Source organism: Micromonospora sp. LH3U1 (assembly GCF_028475105.1).
Lineage (GTDB): Bacteria > Actinomycetota > Actinomycetes > Mycobacteriales > Micromonosporaceae > Micromonospora.
The window spans coordinates 2,175,477-2,194,000 of record NZ_CP116936.1; the positions used below are offsets into that span (position 1 = coordinate 2,175,477).

Annotated in this window: 18 protein-coding genes and 1 pseudogene; 7 read left to right on the forward strand and 12 right to left on the reverse strand. The window is 70.1% G+C overall.

Annotated elements, in window-relative coordinates; translation table 11 throughout:
- Window positions 1-120 precede the first annotated feature (120 nt).
- Entirely contained in the window at window positions 121-501 is a 381-nt protein-coding gene (locus tag PCA76_RS09950; RefSeq protein ID WP_272616837.1) for a hypothetical protein, read from the forward strand.
- Window position 502: 1 nt separating this feature from the next.
- On the opposite strand, the gene PCA76_RS09955 is transcribed toward PCA76_RS09950, so the two are convergent.
- The 3 genes from PCA76_RS09955 to PCA76_RS09965 form a co-directional block, all read right to left on the reverse strand.
- Window positions 503-1,168 (reverse strand): class I SAM-dependent DNA methyltransferase, encoded by a 666-nt coding sequence (locus PCA76_RS09955; RefSeq protein ID WP_272616839.1) that lies wholly within the window; start codon window positions 1,166-1,168, stop codon window positions 503-505.
- A gap of 8 nt (window positions 1,169-1,176) precedes the next feature.
- The gene (locus PCA76_RS09960) at window positions 1,177-1,665 is read right to left on the reverse strand and encodes a nitroreductase/quinone reductase family protein (protein WP_272616841.1); all 489 of its coding nucleotides are present in this window, start codon (window positions 1,663-1,665) and stop codon (window positions 1,177-1,179) included.
- A gap of 261 nt (window positions 1,666-1,926) precedes the next feature.
- Window positions 1,927-2,691, reverse strand: a complete 765-nt coding sequence (locus tag PCA76_RS09965; protein WP_272616843.1) for a hypothetical protein — start codon at window positions 2,689-2,691, stop codon at window positions 1,927-1,929.
- 349 nt (window positions 2,692-3,040) lie between these two features.
- On the opposite strand from PCA76_RS09965, the gene argS reads away from it, so the two are divergent.
- Window positions 3,041-4,759, forward strand: coding sequence for an arginine--tRNA ligase (gene argS, locus PCA76_RS09970; RefSeq protein ID WP_272619272.1), 1,719 nt, complete (start codon window positions 3,041-3,043; stop codon window positions 4,757-4,759).
- Window positions 4,760-4,778: 19 nt separating this feature from the next.
- On the opposite strand, the gene PCA76_RS09975 is transcribed toward argS, so the two are convergent.
- From PCA76_RS09975 to PCA76_RS09985, 3 genes are all read right to left on the reverse strand, one after another.
- Window positions 4,779-5,120: an ArsR/SmtB family transcription factor gene (locus PCA76_RS09975; RefSeq protein ID WP_272619274.1), complete on the reverse strand. Its 342-nt coding sequence runs from the start codon at window positions 5,118-5,120 to the stop codon at window positions 4,779-4,781.
- 224 nt (window positions 5,121-5,344) lie between these two features.
- Window positions 5,345-6,538 carry an endo-1,4-beta-xylanase gene (locus tag PCA76_RS09980; protein ID WP_272616845.1) on the reverse strand — a complete coding sequence of 398 codons (1,194 nt, stop codon included), beginning with the start codon at window positions 6,536-6,538 and terminating at the stop codon, window positions 5,345-5,347.
- Window positions 6,539-6,986: 448 nt separating this feature from the next.
- Window positions 6,987-7,817 carry a PIG-L family deacetylase gene (locus PCA76_RS09985; protein WP_272616847.1) on the reverse strand — a complete coding sequence of 277 codons (831 nt, stop codon included), beginning with the start codon at window positions 7,815-7,817 and terminating at the stop codon, window positions 6,987-6,989.
- 204 nt (window positions 7,818-8,021) lie between these two features.
- Here PCA76_RS09985 and PCA76_RS09990 point away from each other — a divergent pair, with 204 nt between their 5' ends.
- Window positions 8,022-8,933: an alpha/beta fold hydrolase gene (locus PCA76_RS09990; protein WP_272616849.1), complete on the forward strand. Its 912-nt coding sequence runs from the start codon at window positions 8,022-8,024 to the stop codon at window positions 8,931-8,933.
- Between the two features lie 9 nt (window positions 8,934-8,942).
- On the opposite strand, the gene prfH is transcribed toward PCA76_RS09990, so the two are convergent.
- Together prfH and PCA76_RS10000 are read right to left on the reverse strand one after the other, a co-directional pair.
- Entirely contained in the window at window positions 8,943-9,578 is a 636-nt protein-coding gene (gene prfH / locus PCA76_RS09995) for a peptide chain release factor H (RefSeq protein ID WP_272616851.1), read from the reverse strand.
- Entirely contained in the window at window positions 9,575-10,762 is a 1,188-nt protein-coding gene (locus PCA76_RS10000) for an RNA ligase RtcB family protein (RefSeq protein ID WP_272616853.1), read from the reverse strand. Before PCA76_RS10000 ends, prfH begins: the two co-directional genes overlap by 4 nt.
- A gap of 171 nt (window positions 10,763-10,933) precedes the next feature.
- On the opposite strand from PCA76_RS10000, the gene PCA76_RS10005 reads away from it, so the two are divergent.
- Window positions 10,934-11,464: an adenylate kinase gene (locus PCA76_RS10005; RefSeq protein ID WP_272616855.1), complete on the forward strand. Its 531-nt coding sequence runs from the start codon at window positions 10,934-10,936 to the stop codon at window positions 11,462-11,464.
- Between the two features lie 260 nt (window positions 11,465-11,724).
- On the forward strand, window positions 11,725-12,111 hold the full coding sequence (locus PCA76_RS10010) for a hypothetical protein (protein WP_272619832.1): 387 nt from the start codon (window positions 11,725-11,727) through the stop codon (window positions 12,109-12,111).
- A gap of 55 nt (window positions 12,112-12,166) precedes the next feature.
- Here the strand turns inward: PCA76_RS10010 and PCA76_RS10015 are convergent.
- Window positions 12,167-12,784: pseudogene (locus PCA76_RS10015) on the reverse strand (ice-binding family protein); the annotation flags it as partial.
- 302 nt (window positions 12,785-13,086) lie between these two features.
- Window positions 13,087-13,740, reverse strand: a complete 654-nt coding sequence (locus PCA76_RS10020) for a class I SAM-dependent methyltransferase (protein ID WP_272616857.1) — start codon at window positions 13,738-13,740, stop codon at window positions 13,087-13,089.
- Between the two features lie 129 nt (window positions 13,741-13,869).
- Between PCA76_RS10020 and PCA76_RS10025 the strand changes: the two genes are divergently transcribed.
- On the forward strand, window positions 13,870-14,625 hold the full coding sequence (locus PCA76_RS10025; protein ID WP_272616859.1) for an SDR family oxidoreductase: 756 nt from the start codon (window positions 13,870-13,872) through the stop codon (window positions 14,623-14,625).
- Window positions 14,626-14,634: 9 nt separating this feature from the next.
- Here the strand turns inward: PCA76_RS10025 and PCA76_RS10030 are convergent, their stop codons facing one another.
- Both PCA76_RS10030 and PCA76_RS10035 read right to left on the reverse strand, forming a co-directional pair.
- Entirely contained in the window at window positions 14,635-16,866 is a 2,232-nt protein-coding gene (locus tag PCA76_RS10030) for a hypothetical protein (protein ID WP_272616861.1), read from the reverse strand.
- A 233-nt stretch (window positions 16,867-17,099) separates the two neighbouring features.
- Window positions 17,100-17,306, reverse strand: coding sequence for a hypothetical protein (locus PCA76_RS10035; protein ID WP_272616863.1), 207 nt, complete (start codon window positions 17,304-17,306; stop codon window positions 17,100-17,102).
- Here PCA76_RS10035 and PCA76_RS10040 point away from each other — a divergent pair.
- On the forward strand, window positions 17,305-18,480 hold the full coding sequence (locus PCA76_RS10040) for an FUSC family protein (protein ID WP_272616865.1): 1,176 nt from the start codon (window positions 17,305-17,307) through the stop codon (window positions 18,478-18,480). The genes PCA76_RS10035 and PCA76_RS10040 overlap by 2 nt on opposite strands.
- Window positions 18,481-18,524: the final 44 nt, after the last annotated feature.

Consider the following 18,524-nt stretch of genomic DNA (forward strand, 5'->3'; position numbering starts at 1 on the left):
GTACGGGGCCATGTGTCTCACCAGCACCACGTCCCTGCACCGACCTGTCCGGATGACCGCCACGACCGTCACGCCGGTGTTCGGGTTCGATGCCTCATCGCCGGGGCCGGGGAGACCGTCGTGACGCGCCCGGAAGACGCCGAGAACTTGGCTGCCTACAACCGTGGCCTCGGCGCGGGACGCATCGAGCAGCGTCTGCAGGGGCACGATGAACACCTGCGGCAGATCAACGGTTCGATCGACTCGATGACCAGGGCGCTGCATGCCCTCACCGAGGAGTTGCGTGCCAACGTCGCCTTGTTCAGCGCCACTGTGACCTCGGATCGCCGGGACGACAGCGAGCGGGAGAGGATCGCTGCCGTCCGGGTGGAGGAGGCGGGCATCGTCGAGTCACAGAGGACGGTCCGGTGGACGGCATGGCAGCGGTGGTTCGCCGTCGTCGGCGCGATCATTCTGGTCGTGAACTTCGGCTTGGGCCTGTGGGTCGCCCTCAGCCGTTGACTCAGGGGGCTTTGGCCAGCAGGAACGCCTGGTCGTCCCGCTCCGTGCCCCGAGCACGCCGCACCAGGCGGCACTCTTCGCGCAGGCCGGCGGCCTCGATCTCGGAGGCGACCTGGTCCGCCGTGTAGCGATAGCGCTCAAGCTGGATCTCGTGGCCGAACCGGCGGTACGCCGGCGACACGTCGCGGGTGCCTTCGCCGGCCTGAAATCCGACGAGCAGGTGGCCGGATGGGCGAAGGACGCGGGCCGCCTCCGCGAAGACGCGCGCCTGCCCGGCGGGAGGTGTGTGGATGGTGGAATACCACAGCAGCACGCCGGCGAACTGGTCGTCCGGGTAGGGGAGGGCGGTCAACGAGCCCGCGGTGAACATCAGGTCGCGGTGGTCCCGTCGGGCCCTGGCGACCATGCCCGGAGACAGATCGACTCCCCGCACCAGACACCCGCGCTCGGTGAGATACCTGCTCATCCGGCCAGGGCCGCATCCGGCGTCGAGAACCCGCAGGTCGCCTCCCGACGTCACCGCCTCGACGAACGCGTCGATCATGGCGAGGTCGAGGGGTGCCTCGGCGCGCGTGTCCGGCAGGTAGGTGGCGTAGTCCTCGGCCACCGTGTCGTAGGCACGTCGCACGCCACGGAAGTCGAGCGCATCGGCAGGCGAGGAAGTCACGAGTCGCATCATTGCATCGGGGAACTGCCACCCGGTCTGGGCTCCAGCACCACCACCGCGGTTTCGGACGGCCTTCGCGCCGCGTGGACGTCGAGGTTCGTCTCGACCTCGCGCCAGCGTGCCCACAGTCGCAACCGCTCGTCGCCGGTGGCGGCGCGACCGCGTACCAGCCGCCTCCCGCCGACCAGATCGACGGACGCGTCCGGATGTGCCCGCAGGTTGAGCCACCAGGCCGGCTCACCCTCACCCCACCCGTTCATCGCCAACGAGAACAGGTTCGGGCCATCCTCCAGGTACCCGAGGATGACGCTGCGTTGCTGACCGGTGCGGCGGCCGGTAGTGGTCAGCCGCAGCGTGCCCCAGCCGGTCGTGCGCGGTCGCCACAGGCCGACCCGGCCGCCAGAGACCCGGTAGAGGCTTCGATGCACTGACCAGGCCAGACGGATGAACCAGCGCGGCGGAAGCCGCGACGTCTTCGCCCCTTGACCGTCCGACATGATGACCTCCTACATCGCGAGGTGCTGTGGTTGCGGTGGCTAGCGGCCCACGTCAACTCAGTCTCCGGGTGTGAGCGCGGCCCACGCCCCGTTGTCCATGATCCGACCCAGAACCCCCGTCGATCATGGAGGTGTGGTGCCCATTTTGGTGCTATGGCGGCTGCTTTGTCGCCCACCACAACTCCATGATCGGCGAGGCAGGGCGGGTTGACGAACAGCCGCTCCACCGGACTGGGCTCGACCAGGCCGAGGCGTCGCGGACTACCGCTGCCAGGCGTCGATGGTTCGTACGCCGTCGCGGACGACCCGGTCCATGATGGCGGGGTTGCCGCTGGCGCCCTCCCAGCCCTGGTCGTCGAACACCGTCACCGTGGTGTCGACGCGCGCCACGGCGATCTGGCTGGACGCCTTGCCGCCGGTGCGTTCCCCGTTCAGGCTCGTCTCGGCCCACGTCCGGCCCAGCAGCAGGGTCTCGTCGCCGACGCCCGGCAGAGCTTGCACCTTGACGGTGACCGGGTTCCCGGACTGGTCAAAGGAGGGGCACGCTTGCACGGCGGTGCGCAGACGTGCCATGTACGCCGAGGCGCCGTCGCCATCGAAGGTGAAGATGGTTTGGTGGATCATCCCCTGCGGCACGTTGGCAGCCGTGTCCTCGGCCGACTTGTAGGTGACGGTCATCGCGGCGCTCGCGGTGACCTGTCGGCCTCCGGTGCCGAACTCGTTGGCACACAGCTTCGGCAGGGCGTCCTCGACAGGCGTCGTCCGTCGGGGAGACTTCCGCAACTCGGGCGGCAACTCGACGAAGGCCGACGTCGGGATGGTCGCCGGGGTGCTCGTGCTCGCCGGTGGTCGGTCTGTCGGGTTCGCTGATGCCGATGCGGTCGTCGGTCCCGCAGTCGACGGGGCCGAGCCGGGTGGGTCCTCAGTAGTGGTGCAGGCGGCGGCAAATGCGATGCCGCCGACCAGCGGAATCAGCGCAAGCACCCTTCGCGTACGGGCGGGCGGTAGCGGTCGGTATCGGCTCATGATCACCCCTCGGCTGTGCCGAAACAGTTCCCTACGACGCGCCGTCCGAAACGGACACGCGCAGCCGGCGGAGGCCGACCGGACCCCGGGAATCGGGGTGTCGCCACACCGGCCGGGCCGCTAGGCTGCCCCGCATGACCAGCGTGATCGCCCAGTGCACCGGACCGTCGTGTGACGTCCAGGTCGGTGCACGGCGACGCCGGCGATCCGTCGCCCGCCCGCGCTGACCTGTTTCCTGCGACCGGCGGATCGAGCCGCCGGTCAGTCACTGGTCGTCCTCGGTCCGCTCGCATCTCCCCCATTCAACGGCTCACGTGACAGCGTGGGTCCGAGTGAGATCGGCGTACTCATGGATCTTGAAAGGTTGTTGTCCGACCGGTTGGCGCCGGCGTTCGCGGCGGTGGCGGGCGGCCCGGTCGACCCGCTCGTGCGGCGGTCACCGCGCGCGGATTTCCAGTCCGACGCGGCGCTGGCGCTGGCCCGGCGGCTCGGTCGTCCGCCGCGCGACATCGCCGCCGCGGTGCTGGAGCATGCGGTGCTCGACGACGTCTGCGTGTCGGCGGAGGTCTCCGGACCGGGCTTCCTCAATCTGACCGTTGCCGACCGGACACTGGCCGACCTGGTCTCCGGGCTGGCTGGCGACGCCCGGCTCGGGGTGCCGTCGACGGCGGCGCCGCAGACCGTGGTGGTCGACTATTCAGCGCCGAACGTGGCGAAGGAGATGCACGTCGGGCATCTCCGCTCCACCGTCATCGGCGATGCGGCGGTACGGCTGCTGGACTGGCTGGGGCACCGCGTGGTCCGGGTCAACCACCTGGGCGACTGGGGGACACCGTTCGGCATGCTGATCGAGCACCTGGCCGACCTCGGCGAGGCCGGGGCCGCGCACGAGTTGTCGATGGGCGACCTGGACACCTTCTATCGGGCGGCCCGGGTGAAGTTCGACGCCGACGAGGCGTTCCGGGAACGGTCGCGGCTGCGGGTGGTCGCGTTGCAGGGTGGCGACGAGCGGACGCTGCGGCTGTGGCGGCTGCTGGTGGCGCAGTCCGAGCGGTACTTCCTGACCGTGTACGACCTGCTCGACGTGACGTTGTCCAGGGACGACTTTCGGGGCGAGAGCGCCTACAACGACCTGCTCGCGGGCGTCGTCGACGACCTGGACCGGTTGGGTCTGCTGATGCCCAGCGGCGGGGCCGACTGTGTCTTTCCGGCCGGGTTCACCGGCCGGGACGGCGAGCCGTTGCCGCTGATCGTGCGCAAGAGCGACGGTGGGTACGGCTACCCGGCCACCGACCTGGCCGCGCTGCGCCAGCGCGTCGGCGAGTTGGGCGCGACCCGGCTCTTGTACGTCGTCGGGCTGCCGCAGCGGCAGCACTTCGCGATGGTGTTCGCCGTTGCCCAGGCGGCCGGTTGGCTGTGCCCGCCGGCCCGGGCCGAGCATCTGGGCTTCGGTTCGATCCTCGGCGCCGACGGGCGGATGCTGCGCAGCCGTGCCGGCGGGTCGGTGAAGCTGGTCGGGCTCCTGGAGGAAGCGGTCGCCCGCGCCACCGAGCTGGCCCGGAGCAGAAACCCGGAACTGGACGCCGAGGCCGCCGCCGAGATCGGTCGCGCCGTGGGCATCGGCGCGATCAAATACGCCGACCTGTCCACCGATCGGACGAAGGACTATGTCCTGGACTGGGAGCGGATGCTCTCCCTGGACGGCAACACCGCGCCCTACCTCCAGTACGCGTATGCCCGTATCCGGTCGGTGTTCCGGCGCGCCGGAACGGCCGCGCGGCAGGACACGCCCATCGTGCTCGCGCAGCCGGTGGAGCGGGCGCTGGCGGTCGAGCTGCTCGGCTTCGGCGGGGTGGTCGGCGAGGTGGAGCGGAGCCTCGAGTTCCACCAACTCGCCGGTTACCTGCACCGGCTCGCGACCACGTTCAATGCGTTCTACGAGCGCTGCCCGGTGTTGCGTGCCCCGGACGAGCTGCGGGAGAGCCGGCTGCTGCTGGCCGAGCTGACGGCACGGACCCTGCGGCAGGGGCTGCACCTGCTCGGCATCCGAACCCTTGAGCGCATGTGAGGTGTCAGCCGACGCTCGCTCAGCGGGCCTTCTTCGTGGCCCGCTTTCGGGGCGGCGTCAACAGGTCGGCGATCTGCGCGATCGCGGAGGGCACCAGGCGGTAATACGCCCAGACCCCGCGCTTGTCGCGCTCGAGCAGGCCGGCCTCGGTGAGGATCCGAAGGTGATGACTCACGGTCGGCTGGGAGAGGTTGAGCGCCGCGGTGAGGTCGCTGACGGACGCCTCACCTTCCGGCGCGGACTGGATCAGGCTGAGCAGCCGGAGTCGAGCCGGATCGGCGAATGCCTTCAGCACCCCCGCGAGTCGCTCGGCATCGGCCCGCTTGATTGGATCGCCGGTCAGCGGCGAAATCGCAGGCATGGCAGTTTTCGCAGTTCCCACGCCTGCCATAGTTACACCAACTGCATCGATATGCCGGTAGAACCGGCACCAGTAATCCGATGGCGTCCGTACGGCTGCGCGAGACGACCGAACGTGAGTCGAACGTCGACGTCTGTGGTGATGAACAGGCCGTGTGGGGCTTCGCGAAGCCCCACACGGCCTCACGGCTGTGTCCGCGCCGTCGGATCAGCCGAGCCCGCGGGTCAGCGCCGGGGTTTGGGTGCGATGCGCGGCAGGACGTACGGCGGTCCAGCGAAGATCAGGTCAGACTTCAGCTCGTGGTACGCCCGCTTGGGTTGGTAGTTCTCGTCGTAGATGGTGGCCAGGCCCTCCGGCGGGTCGTCGAACCAGTCCGGCACCCAGGAGTGATTGTCGCTGAAACCCCAGACCGTGTACGACAGGCAGCTTCGTACGGCGAGGCACGCCTTCATCAGCACGCTGAAGTTGGCTGCCGACGCCTGCAGCCGAGGGTTGATCTCCTCCGAGTTGCCGGACTGGACGCCCTCCGTCATCTGGCTGCGGACGTCGACCTCGGTGAACGCGGTGGCGACGCCGAGCCCGCTGAACTTCTTCAGCGCGGCGGTCACCTGGAGGGTGTCGTAGTTGCCGTACTGGGTGCCCAGGTGCCCCTGGGAGCCGACGCCGTCGATCGGGACGCCCTGGGCGCGCAGTCCCTTGGTCATGTCGTAGACGAACTGGGTCTTGTCGTCCGCCGGGTTGCCGGAGCCGAACGCCTCGATGTTGTAGTCGTTGTAGAACAGCAGTGCCCTGGGGTCGGCGGCCCGCGCCCAGCGGAACGAGTCGGCGATGTAGCCGGGCCCGAGGTTCTGCGCCCAGAAGCCCTTGTAGTGCAGGGTCGACGGGGTGTCCCACGGGTCGCTGACCGCCTCGTTGACCACGTCCCACTGCCAGATCTTGCCCTTGTAGCGGTTGACGACGGTCGTGATGTGCTTGCGCAGCAACTCGCGCAGCTCCTGCTTGCTGATGGAACCGTCGGCGACGCCACTGGTCAGCCAGCCGGGCAGCTGGTTGTGCCAGACCAGCACGTGACCGCGCACGCTCTGCCGGTTGCGCTTGGCAAACTCGACGAGCTGGTCGGCCGCCGCCCAGTCGTAGGTGCCGCGGGTCGGCTCCAGGCTCTCCCACTTCATCGCATTCTCGGCCGTGACCGAGGAGAACTCGGAGGAGGCCAGCTTGCGGTACTGCGGGTCGCTGGCGTCGTTGAGCGCCTCACCGCTCACGGCGGTGCCGATCTGGAGGCCGTGGCGCTGACCGAGGGCGGCGAGGCTCTGCGCCGTGGGGTCGTACGGCCGACTCGCGGTGGCCGGCACGGTGTTCAGCGCCGCAACGGTCGCGACGGCGACCACGCCGACGGTCGTCCACTGTCTCAGCTTCATCTGCCTTCCTTTCCACATCATCGATAGACATTTGTCGATCAAAAAGTTGCGGGTCCGGCTGCTGGCGGGTGGGGAGCGGGATCGGGCGCCCGGGTTGTGGCTGATGGTGGGCGGGCCGGTAGTTCCGGCCGGAAACCGGAAACTTGCTCGAAACGTTAAAGGTGTCGATGTCTCGGCGTCAACGCTGAAAACTTCCGGAAATTGGTCATATGAGCTGCGGAACCCCTCGCGCGCTGCCCGCGAAACTTTCGAGGGTCGATCGCGGCAGCCGGGTCGTTCCGTTTGTCGTCAACGGCGAGCGCCTGCATCACACGCTCGCCCACGGTGACGTCATCTCGAAGTCCACCGCAGGGACGTGCCTCGGCACCGGTTCTCCGACCACGCCGCTCTGGCGTCGACACGGTGGCCGACGATGCCTGGCGTCGCTACGGAGACTGATCCAAGCCGATCAGCGCAGACCAGCGAAGAGGTCGTCCTCGGGTGTCGGCGCGCCGGTCCGGTCACCGACCCGGACGAAGGTCTCCACACCCATCAGCTCGGTGAACCGATCCCGGCCCAGTTGCAGGAAGAAGATGTTCTCGGTCTGACTGGCATGAGTGGCCAGCGCGTCGAACTTCTGTGCGCCGTAGCTGCTCGTGTCCACCCAGGTGGTGATCTCGTCGTCGGGCAGGCCGAGCTGCGGCACCGGCTCCGCCGCCTCGTCCGGCTCGGCCCAGTCGACGCCGAGTTCCCGCATGATCCGGCCGAACTCCTCGAACGCCGTGCTCGGCACGGTGGTCCAATACACCTTCGCCGGAATGTCCGTCATCTCGACGGCGGCCATGGTGATCCGATGAGCCTGGATGTGGTCCGGGTGGCCGTAGAAACCGTTCTCGTCGTACGTGACGATGACGTCTGGTTGGTACTGCCGGATCAGCTCCGCGAGCCGGCCCGCCGCCTCCGTGACCGGCGTCGTCCAGAACGCTCCGGGCTGGTCGTTGGTCGGCCAGCCCATCATCCCGGAGTCGGCGTAACCAAGGGTCTCCAGGTGGCTGACCTTCAACACCGCGCAGCTCGCCTCCAGCTCGGCCTGGCGCATCGCCACGACAGCGGCCGGGTCGTGCCCCGCGTCACCCGGCTTGACCCCACCGGGGCCGTCACCGCACCGCCCGTCGGTGCAGGTCACGAGCACCGTCGTGATCCCCTCGGCGGCATAGCGGGCAAGGACGCCACCGGTGCTCGTCGCCTCGTCGTCGGGGTGGGCGTGCACCGCCATCAGGGTCAGAGGTCGCTCAGCCATGCCATCACCCTACGGTCGTTTCTCGCCCAGGGGCGCGGTGGGCGGGGTAGCGACCGTCACCGGCGGCGCTAACGAGGCGGGCATCATAGCCAGCTCGCGAGAGGCCGAGCGGGCGTTGCGCAAAGCGCGATCAAGGTCCGTGGCAGGCCTCTACATTCATGCCTGCCAGCACATCCGAGCGGTGCGGGACGCAAGGAGAGGTCAATGGCGAAGGCTGGTGCAGGGGCGTCGTTCGCGGATGTGCGACAGATCGACGCCGGAGTTCTGAACATCGGGTACGTGGACGCCGGGCCACCCGACGGCCCCGCCGCGATCCTCCTGCACGGCTGGCCGTACGACATTCACAGCTTCGTCGACGTCGTACCGCTGCTCACCAAGGCCGGCTACCGGGTCGTCGTGCCGTACCTGCGGGGCTACGGCACGACCCGATTCCGGTCCGACGACACCATGCGAAACGGCGAACCGGCGGCCATGGGGCTCGACCTCATCGCCCTCATGGACGCGCTGAAAATCGACACAGCGAAGCTGGCCGGTTTCGACTGGGGTGCGCGTACGGCCGATGTCGTGGCCGCGCTGTGGCCCGAGCGCTGCCGAGGGCTGGTCTCGGTCAGCGGCTACCTGATCGACGGCCAGGAATCAGGCAAGGTGCCGTTGCCGCCGAAGGCGGAATTCGCGTGGTGGTACCAGTACTACTTCGCCACCGAACGCGGGCGGGAAGGCTACGACAAGAACCGGCGCGACTTCGCCAGGCTGATCTGGCACACCGCGTCGCCCAGGTGGATGTTCGACGACGCGACGTTCGACCGCAGCGCGGCAGCGTTCGACAACCCCGACCACGTCGACATCGTGATCCACAACTACCGGTGGCGGCTGGCCCTCGCCGCCGGCGAGCCACAGTACGACGAGGTGGAGAAGCGCCTGGCCGCGAAACCGAAGATCACGGTGCCCAGCATCTCCCTGGAAGGAGATGCCAACGGTGCGCCCCACCTGGAGCCCACCGTCTACGGCAAGCAGTTCGCCGGGCAGTACGAGCACCGGACCGTCGGTGGCGGTGTCGGGCACAACCTGCCGCAGGAGGCATCCCAGGCATTCGCGGACGCGGTGCTGGAGGTCTGACCCGGCCCGCTAGCCTCGGCGGCCCGGCCGCTGGGGCTCCGGACGTTCCACCCGCACGGGGTCGCCGCGTACGAGCTCGTCGTGGATGTGCCACCGGGCGGTGGTGACGGCACGCCGCGCCGCCTCGTCGCCGTGCTCGATCCGTTGCCGCAGCAGTTGCAGGGCGATACGGCGGTTGAGGCTGAACTGCCGCTCCTCGTCCACCACGACGACGATGCCCGAGGGGCGGTGCGTCGCCCGTACCGCCGTGCTGGCCTTGTTCCGGTGCTGGCCACCCGGCCCGCCGGTACGGCAGGCGACGATGTCGACGTCCGCCTCGGCGAACGTCGTCGACTGGGCGTCGCGTTGGGGCGGCTGGGCGGTGACGTACCAGTTCTTCCGGCCCGTGCTCGCCCGGTACGGGCTGGGGGCCTGCCAGCACAACGTTCCGGTCCACGAGGCGGCGAACGCCTCGGCGTCGGCTCCGGTTATCTCGATGAGCGCCGATCGGTACGTGCCGGAGCGGTCACCGGGCACCACCTGGACCTGTTCGATCGTCAGACCTCGTCGGGTGCCGTCTCCGTTCAAGCGGTGCAGCAGTTGGGCCAGGGCCCAGGCGCATTCCTGCGGGCCACGGCCGGCGGACAACAGCAGGAGCGCGCTCACGACCGGCCTCGCCCGCCGCGGTGGCCCCGCCGCTCCGGGCGTGGTGTGGACCCGAGCTCGGGCGTCTTGTAGGTGACCAGAGGAGTCGTGCTGACCACCGGCGTGGCCAACTGGTGCTCGACGAGGTCGGCGATCACCTGCTCGATGCGCTTGTACGCCGTGGGCGCCTCCTCGAAGAGCAGTTGACGGTCGCCGCACACCACCAGCGAGCCCACCGGCGTGCGGCGTAGCTCCTCGACCGTGTGCTTGGCCCGGCCCCGTCGCAGGGCGTCGGCGCGAGACATCTTGCGGCCAGCGCCATGCGCCACGGAATAGTTGGCGTCCGGACCGGCGTGGGCGGCCACCAGGTAGGACGACGTGCCCCTTGTGCCGGCGACGAGGACGTCGCGGCCGTCACCCGGCGCGGCGCCCTTGCGGTGCAGGTAGACCCCGTCGCGCACCTCGACCAGGTTGTGGCACTGATCGACGATCGGTGGGGTGGGCTCGGCCCCCAGGGCGTACGCGACCCGGGCGGCCAGCACCCGGCGGTTGAGCGATCCCCAGCGCACGGCGTCGTCGTGCATCGTCAGGTAGGCGGCGGGATCGGGGGCGGCGCCGGCGCCGTGGACCTCGGTGTGCGCCCGCAGGATCCGCTCGCCCAGACCGCGGGAACCGCTGTGGACGATGAGCACGAGATCGCCGGCGTCGAGCCCGAGTCGACTCGCATGGGTCGAGTCGACGATCGTGTCGACGCGTGCCAGCTCGACGAAGTGGTTGCCTCGGCCGACCGTCCCGAGGCCGTCCAGGTGACCGGCCGGAACGTCATCCTGGACGACGGACCAGGCGGGGTCGTCGGCATCCTGCTCCGGGTCCAGGGCGCGGTCGAGGTCGGGGAACCGGGAGGCGAGCCGCTCCGGTACGGCACGCTTGAGCTTGACGGGGAACACGGCGATGCCGCAGCCGATGTCGGAGCCCACCAGGAACGGGTACAACACCGTCGACGCCAAGGCCGCACCGATGGGCGCACCCTTGCCGGGGTGCAGGTCCGGCATCGCGGCAACGTGGATCATGCCGTCGAGGGCGGCTACCTGCTGACACTGCGCGAGCGCATCGGACTCGATCCAGCTCGCGGGCGAGGCGAACACCGTGACCGTGGCTGGGGTGGACGTGGGCAGGGGCTTACGAGGGGCGTGGTGCGGGGACAAGGTTGCTCACTTCTCGCTGAGAACGCAGGAACGGACGGCGGCGCGGCCCCGGGGAGGCGTCACTCGGGGGCGCGGAGCAGGGGTGGTGTCCGTCAGTACGTCATGGACGTCACTCTCGCGGAGCACGTCGGGAACGACAAGCGATTTTTCCTCGCGACGTACGCTGCCGCGATGAGCGCACCGCGTCGCATCCTCGTCTACGGCGTGTACGGCTCCGGCAAGTCCACCCTCGCGGCGCGCTTGGCCGAACACCTCGGACTGCCCTGGTATCCGGTGGACGATCTGCTCTGGCAGCCGGGCTGGGTCGAGGTGCCGGTCGCCCAGCAGCGCAGCCGGATCGAGGGGATCTGCCGACGGGACCGCTGGATCATCGACGGGGCGTACCACGGCTGGCGGGACGTACCGATGGCTCGTGCCGACCTCGTCGTCGGCCTCGACTATCCACGGTGGTGTTCCTACGGACGGTTGCTACGGCGCACCGTCCGCCGGGTGGTGACACGCGAGGAGATCTGCAACGGCAACCGCGAATCACTGAGCAGCGTGCTGTCCCGGGACTCGATCCTGGTGTGGCACATCACCGCGTTCGGCCGGGCTCGACGGCGGATGCGGGCCTGGCAGGCCGACCCGTCCGCGCCGCCCGTGGTGTTACTGCGCTCCCCGGCGGACCTCGACGACTGGCTGGCCGCCCTGCCCCGTAGCTGAAGCCGCGCGACCTGGCGCACACGCCGTCGGCCCACCCCTGCTGGGGGTGGGCCGACGGCGGACCGATGGTCGGTCCTGGAGTGGCCCGGCCGGCATGGTCACCGGCCGGGCCACCGATCAGGACTCCTGACGTCGACGCCGGGCGAGGAAGAACACGAGCGCGCCCAGCGCGACCATGACACCTCCCGTGCCTGTCATGGCCGGGACCACGCCACCGCCGGTCACCGGCAGGATGGGGGTCTTGCCGCCCGGGCTACCGGGTGCGCCAGGGCTACCGGGCGCTCCGGGGCTACCGGGCGCTCCGGGGCTACCGGGCGCTCCGGGGCTACCGGGCGCTCCGGGGCTACCGGGCGCTCCGGGGCTACCAGGCGCTCCGGGGCTACCAGGTGCGCCGGGGCTACCGGGTGCGCCAGGGCTACCGGGTGCTCCCGGTGCGCCGGGGCTGCCTGGTGCGCCTGGGCTGCCAGGTGCTCCGGGGCTGCCGGGTGCTCCGGGGCTGCCCGGTGCTCCGGGGCTACCGGGCGCTCCAGGGCTGCCCGGTGCGCCGGGGCTGCCGGGCGGACCGGACGGTCCGGCTGGGCCGGTGGGCCCGGGAGGACCCGTCGGTCCGGGCGGGCCGGTCGGCCCAGCGCACACCGGTGCGGTGATGACGTTGGTGTCGAGCGTGACGGCGGCGGTTCGTGCCAGCGCGCGGCCCTGGAGGGTCGCGCCCGTGGCCAGCGTGATCGCTGCCTGAGCCATGATGGTGCCCACGAAGGTGGTTCCCGTGCCGATCGTCGCCGAGCTGCCGATCTTCCAGAACACGTTGCAGGCCGAAGCACCGTTGGTCAGGACGACGCTGCTGTTCGACGCCGTCGTCAGCGAGGAGTCGACCTGGAAGATGAACACGGCCGCCGGGTCGCCCTGACCGTTGAGCGTCAATGCCCCGGTCAGCTGGGCGGCCCCGATCCGATAGACCCCGGCGTTGAGCGTGTTGCCACCGAGTTCCGCGGGAAGGTTGGTGAACGGAGTCCGACCGGCGGCGTCGTTGAAGGCGATGGTCAGGTCGCTCTGGGCCTGGAGAGCGACCGCGTCGCCGAGGTGGACCTCGCCGCCGATGGTTGCCGTTCCGAAGCCCGACGCGGTGTTGCCCGGGAACCGCCCAAGGCTCTGGGCCAGGAAGCTGGGACCGGTGTTCGTGGGTTCGGCTCCGGCCAGGACGGAGAAGTCAGCGGCCGTCCCCAGGTTGACCGGTGCGTCCGCAGCGCTGGCCGCAGTGGAGTTGAAGAGCAGCAAGCTGGCCGCCATGGCGGCCGCTGCGGCCGCCGCGAGCGCCGGCATGACCGCTCGCCGCCGTAGACGAAGATTGGGTTTAGCTGTCACAGAACACCCTCCGTGGGTACTACTCGCAGGAAAACGTCTCGCGAGCCGTGTCCTGCGCGACACGTCCTATATGACGCCGAGAAGCGTGGTGACCACCACATCACGCCGGCCATGCATATGGGGCCAAAACGGGACAATCCGGGAACCCGTCGATGCAAAAAGGACGGCTCTTCGCGTTCCTGTTCGCTGGTTTCGCGTTTCCTGCATTCGGGGGGAGTTGCGGCAGCGGACCGGCCTGAACGGCCGGGTGGCCCCAGTCCCTATCGCAGGGCAGTCGGGGTCGGTCTGATTGCCCGTCCAAGAACGCAGGGCGAGGACGGGCTGTTGCTGGAGGCCGGGAAACGGAACCGGCGCAGGTCCTCGATCACGAACCCTTCCACCCTGATCGCCGCGACGGTGTCGCGGTTGGTGTGGCAACCGGCGAAGAACTTCGGCCACAGTGTCGCGTCGACAAGTCGTTGGGTTCGGTGCAGACCGCTGGGCCTCTCGGCGGCGACGTGCTCGAAGAAACGTAGCTGGCCGCCGGGGCGCAGCACCCGGCTGACCTCGGCCAGCGCACCCGCCTGATCGGACACGGTGCACAACACCAACGCGACCACGGCCGCGTCGAACTCGCCGTCCCCGGCGGGCAGCGTCTCGGCCAGACCGTCGATGACCGTGATCGGAACCGGCGCGGTCGGCGCCACGCGCTCGGCGGCGGCACGTAGACGTCGTTCCGGCTCGACCGCGACGACCTCGGTCACTCCCGGCGGGTAGTGGGAGAACATCCGCCCGTTGCCCGCGCCGATCTCGATCACCCGGCCGGACAGGCCGGCGACCAGGTCCCGCCGAAACTCCGCGGTGCCGGCGCGGTCCATGGCGACGCTGAGCCGCTCGTAGACCCTGGCGAACACCGGGTGGGATACCGCGGCCACGTCGACCTCCGGGGGTTGGGGTCATCTCGTCGAACTGTTCTGCGGCGATTGTCCCGCATCAGCGCACGGATTCCGTCTTACTGGTTGGCAGCACGACTCAACCCAGTGCAGACAGGACGTGGTTCGACCATGAAGATCGTCGTCATCGGGGGCAGTGGCCTCATCGGTTCCAAGCTCGTGAACAGCCTCGGTGCGCAGGGCCACGAGGCGGTGCCGGCATCGCCGAAGACCGGCGTGAACACACTGACCGGTGAGGGAGTGGCCGAAGCGCTGACCGGTGCCGACGTCGTCGTCGACGTGTCGAACTCGCCGTCGTTCGAGGACGCCGCCGTGCTGAAGTTCTTCGAGACGTCCACCCGAAACCTCCTCGCCGCTGCGGCGGACGCCGGGGTGGGCCACTACGTGGCGCTCTCTGTCGTGGGCTCCGACCGGCTTCCGGACAGCGGCTACATGCGGGCGAAGGTCGCCCAGGAGAAGCTGATCCGCGCGTCCGGGATCCCGTATTCGCTGGTGCACGCCACGCAGTTCTTCGAGTTCGTCCAGGGCATCATCGACGCCGCCACGGACGGCGACACCGTGCACCTCGCGCCGGTGCTGATCCAGCCGATGGCCGCGGACGACGTCGCCGCCGCGGTGGCCGAGGTCGTGGTCGGCGCGCCGACGAACGCTGTGGTCGAGGTCGCTGGCCCGGAGCAGTTCCGCCTCGACGAACTGGGCCGGTCCATCCTCGGGGCCCAGCAGGACCCTCGTTCGGTGCAGGCCGACCCCGGCGCCCGGTATTTCGGTGCCACGGTGGGCGAACGCTCGCTCGTCCCGGCCGACGGCGCGCGCATCGCCGGTACGCGCCTCGACGACTGGCGTACGCGGGCGAGCCGCGGTAAGTGACCCAACCCGCTACGTCGGTGTGACAGGCGGATCGGCTCGTTCACCGAGGCGCTGCACCAACTCCCGCACCATCTCGGTGAACGGCTCGTCGGATTCGTCCGGCCAGTGCCCGTGGATGGGCGGGGGGACGCTGTCGCTGGCTGGCGTCACGACGTCGTCGGGATCGCGCTGTCGGCGATCCACAATGGCGGCCGGGTCGCTGGTGGTGGCCGGCGCGGGTGACCGGTGGGCGGAGAAGATCCAGCCGCCGATGGGGTCGGAGTCGCGCCACAGGTTCACCCAGCGCCAACCGACCCGGCGGCCGATCTCGTGCAGTGCGGCGTCGTCGACGTAGGCGGGGAAGAGTCGCGCGTAGAGCCGGCGCAGGGGTGACCCGTGGGTGAGCAGGGCGACCCGACTGGCGACCTGCGGCGGCAACTGGAGCACCGTGGCGGCGAGCAGGACCGAGCCGTGGCTGTGTCCGGTGAGCAGCACCGGATGGCCGCTCTCGACGAGGTAGGTGATTCGGCGGGTCAGCTCCGGCACGGCGCGTTCGGCGTAGCAGGTTGGTGCGAAAGGGTGGGCGGCCCGAGGCCAGAAGGTGCCAAGGTCCCAGAGGACGCCGACGTGCCGCCGGTACGGGACGGTCCGGTAGGCGAAGACACCACCGATGATCAGGCCCAGGATGATGGCCGCGATCACCCAACTGCCGAACGCGATGCCGAAGGTGACCGCGTCCGCCGGCAACCCCGCGTTCCGCTCGATGACGTCGCCCGGGAAGTGCCCCAGGAGGCCAATGGTGGTGGTGGCCGTGCCGAGCCCGGAGAGGCAGCCGTAGAGCACGGCCAGCGGCACCAGTTTCTCCGTGAACCGAGCCCGCGCTATCGCATCTCGGACCTGCCGCAGTCGGGGCCTGGCCTCCGCCGGTGGGTCCGGGTAGTCGCACGCGACGATCGCCGCCGCAGCCCGGCGCCGACCGCGGCGGGAGATCAGGATGACGAGGCCCGCGACGATCAGCGTGACCAGCACCGCGCGGAAGAAGCCGAAGATCGCCCAGGTGTATGCCCGGGGCGGACCGGTGGCGATGCCCTCCCCGGTCGGCACGTCGCGATCCAGGAAGTCCGCCATCCGGTAGACCAACTCGGCGGAGTACGCCACCGCCAGGCTGACCCCGGCGGCCGCGATCACGAGCGCGCCCAGCCCGAACAGCGGGGTGGCGCCTCGCTCCCGGTTCCGGCGCCAGAGCAGCACCACGGACAGGGCGACCAACAACGTCGTCTGGGCGATGAACAACCCGGCCAGGGTCGCGTCGTAGCCGGGCAGCCCGCGCCCCTCGTGCCACGGCTGTGGGCTGGCCAGCAGGTAGGCCAGGACGACGATGGTCAGGACGATGGCAGCGGTCCGGAGCGTACGGGTGATTCCGTCGAGCCGTCGATCGTCAGGGGCCCGATCGATCAGCGGGGGCGTGCAGAGCAGGCCCACGCAGCCCGTCAATGTCACCCCGGTGGCCACCGTCAACGCGATCGTGGCCGCCGTGGCGCCGCCGGCGGCCCGGGCCAGGAGCAGCGTGAGGTCCAGCGTCGCGAACGCGGCGGCGACGTGGATGGAGCGCAACCGGCCCACCAGCGGTTCGGCGTTCCACTGACCGACCGTGCCGAGTCGAGACACGGAGCCGGACTGATCGGGCGCGCGGAACGCGTCGAACGTCCGCCCCGGGCGGTTGCTGATCCGCCAGATCAGGCCGATCGCGGTGGCCGGGACCAGCGCGAGCACCGCCAGGCGCGGTCCGACCGGCCGTTCGTTCAACCAGGACAACCAACTGCGCCCGGTCGGGCAGCGCGGCGAGGACAGGCACTTCCAGCCGATCAGATCCAGGGCGACACCGGCGATGGCGAGCACGTACAGCACGGTGAGCGTGAGCGCCAGCACCCGGCACAGAGACTTGACCGTGGCCGCGGAGCCGGGATTCGCCGGGCGCATCCAGATCGCTACGTTGACCAGCATGAACGGCAGCAGGAAAACCACCGCGAGGGTGCGGGCCGCGCTTCCGGATGGCAGGTCACCCCAGCGGTACGCCTCCAGCGTCACCCCATGCGCCCCGGTGGTCTCCGAACACCGGGGGCGCGGCCGGTAGAAGCCCCCACTGCGGTCACCCGCGACCTGCGCCGTCTGCTGCAGGCCCAGCACCTCTCCGGCGCTCGCGCCGGACACCCCGTGCACCCGCAGCTCGACGACCTCGCCGGAGGTGTCTGGCCCGCTCAACCGCGTTGATCCATCCGACGTCCCCCCGGGGCGTGCCGCCAGCCCCTTAACCCGCGATCCGCCCGAGGCCAACCCCGCCATCAGGTGCCGGTGCCGCCACCCGACGGCGGCAGACCGCGGTCTACCCGAATCGGACGGCCTCAACCGTGGCGTACGCCGATCTGGGCTGCCCTCGCCAGCCCTTATTTCGACGACCCGCAGTTCGCGCGGCGCCCGTACGACCCGTGGTCCGCCTACGGCCAGTCGAAGACCACGGGGTCCTGCTCGCGGTCGGCATCGCTCGGCAGTCGGCGAAGGACGGGATCATGGTGAGGCACCGGTTCGGCGATCTTGTAGAGCCAGGCGCGTACGGCGCCGCCGTGCTCGTGCCGGTGCCGGCTCTGTCGGTCCGTCGGCGGTGGGGAGGACTGATCCGACCATGGCGGGGTAGCTTCCGCCATGGTCGCTGCCGGTCGGCGCGGAGCACACGGGGGCGCTTCGGCCGTTGTCCGGCTCGGGGACCGCGTGGTGGACACGCTGCGCGATCGGTTCCGTCGGGTACGGGCCATCGGCGGCCTCGCCGTGCAGGCTGGCCTTGCCGCGGCGCTGGCCTGGGTGGTGGCGCACCAGCTGTTGCACATATCGCAGCCGGTCTTCGCGCCGATCTCCGCCGTCTCCACTCTCGCCGCGTCTGTTGGTCAACGGCTGCGCCGTACCGTCGAGCTGATCATCGGTGTCACCGTCGGGGTGCTGATCGGCGATCTGTTGCTCCTGGTGATCGGCACCGGGTGGTGGCAACTCGCCCTGATCGTCGTGCTGGCGATCGTGGTCGCGTTGTTCCTCGCGGGCAGTGCGGCGGTGGTGATCCAGGCTGGTGCGACGGCGGTGCTCATCGCCACGCTCAGCCCGTCCATCAGTGATCTGGAGACCCCTCGGTTCCTGGGCGCGCTCGTCGGGGGAGGGGTGGCACTGCTGGTCACCGCCGTGCTGCTACCGCTGAACCCGCTGCGGGTGCTCAACCGCGCCGCGCGGCCCGTTTTCGATCTCATCGGCGCCCAGCTCGACGCGACCGCCGACGCGCTGGCCGAGCGTGATGCCGCTCGTGCGCGTACCGCCCGGGGCGAGCTGTGGCAGAGCAAGGGCGCGCTGACAGGGTTCGTCGAGGCGACTCAGGGCGCCCGGGAGGCCAGCACCCTGTCGCCGGTGCACTGGCACGATCGGCACGGGCCGGTGGGCCGGTACGCGCAGGCGGCCGAGCCGATCGACCGGGCGATGCGTAACAGCGGAACCCTGATCCGTCGGTCGGTGACGTTGATTGAGGACGACGAACCGGTTCCGGAGCCGTTGCCGAGGGCGGTGGCCGATCTTGCCGAGGCCGTCCGGTTGCTGAAGCGGCAGTTCGCCGCCGGTACCGAGCCGGAGCGGGCACGGGAGCAGGCGCTGCGGGCGGTCCAGACGGCCGGTCATGCGTACCGGGAGGGGGTCGGCTTCTCCGGTGCCGTCGTGGTGGCGCAGGTCCGTACGACTGTCAGCGACCTGTTGGTGGCCTCCGGGCTGACTCAGGAGGAGGCGAATCGCCTGGTCCGGCGCACGTTCGGTGCCCTGCGAGTGCCCTCCGATCCGCAGCAGGACTGACCTTTGGCACCGCCATGAGCCATGGGGGTTGCAACCTGAGCCAA

Bases quoted from the DNA above. Each gene is read 5' to 3' on its own strand.
- PCA76_RS10025 (WP_272616859.1), top strand. From the start codon at position 13,870: ATGAAGATCGTCGTCATCGGGGGCAGTGGCCTCATCGGTTCCAAGCTC.
- PCA76_RS10005 (WP_272616855.1), top strand. From the start codon at position 10,934: ATGAGCGCACCGCGTCGCATCCTCGTCTACGGCGTGTACGGCTCCGGC.
- PCA76_RS09965 (WP_272616843.1), bottom strand. From the start codon at position 2,691: ATGAGCCGATACCGACCGCTACCGCCCGCCCGTACGCGAAGGGTGCTT.
- PCA76_RS09980 (WP_272616845.1), bottom strand. From the start codon at position 6,538: ATGAAGCTGAGACAGTGGACGACCGTCGGCGTGGTCGCCGTCGCGACC.
- PCA76_RS09960 (WP_272616841.1), bottom strand. From the start codon at position 1,665: ATGTCGGACGGTCAAGGGGCGAAGACGTCGCGGCTTCCGCCGCGCTGG.
- PCA76_RS09985 (WP_272616847.1), bottom strand. From the start codon at position 7,817: ATGGCTGAGCGACCTCTGACCCTGATGGCGGTGCACGCCCACCCCGAC.
- PCA76_RS10040 (WP_272616865.1), top strand. From the start codon at position 17,305: ATGGTCGCTGCCGGTCGGCGCGGAGCACACGGGGGCGCTTCGGCCGTT.
- PCA76_RS09990 (WP_272616849.1), top strand. From the start codon at position 8,022: ATGGCGAAGGCTGGTGCAGGGGCGTCGTTCGCGGATGTGCGACAGATC.
- PCA76_RS10035 (WP_272616863.1), bottom strand. From the start codon at position 17,306: ATGGCGGAAGCTACCCCGCCATGGTCGGATCAGTCCTCCCCACCGCCG.
- argS (WP_272619272.1), top strand. From the start codon at position 3,041: ATGGATCTTGAAAGGTTGTTGTCCGACCGGTTGGCGCCGGCGTTCGCG.
- PCA76_RS09975 (WP_272619274.1), bottom strand. From the start codon at position 5,120: ATGCCTGCGATTTCGCCGCTGACCGGCGATCCAATCAAGCGGGCCGAT.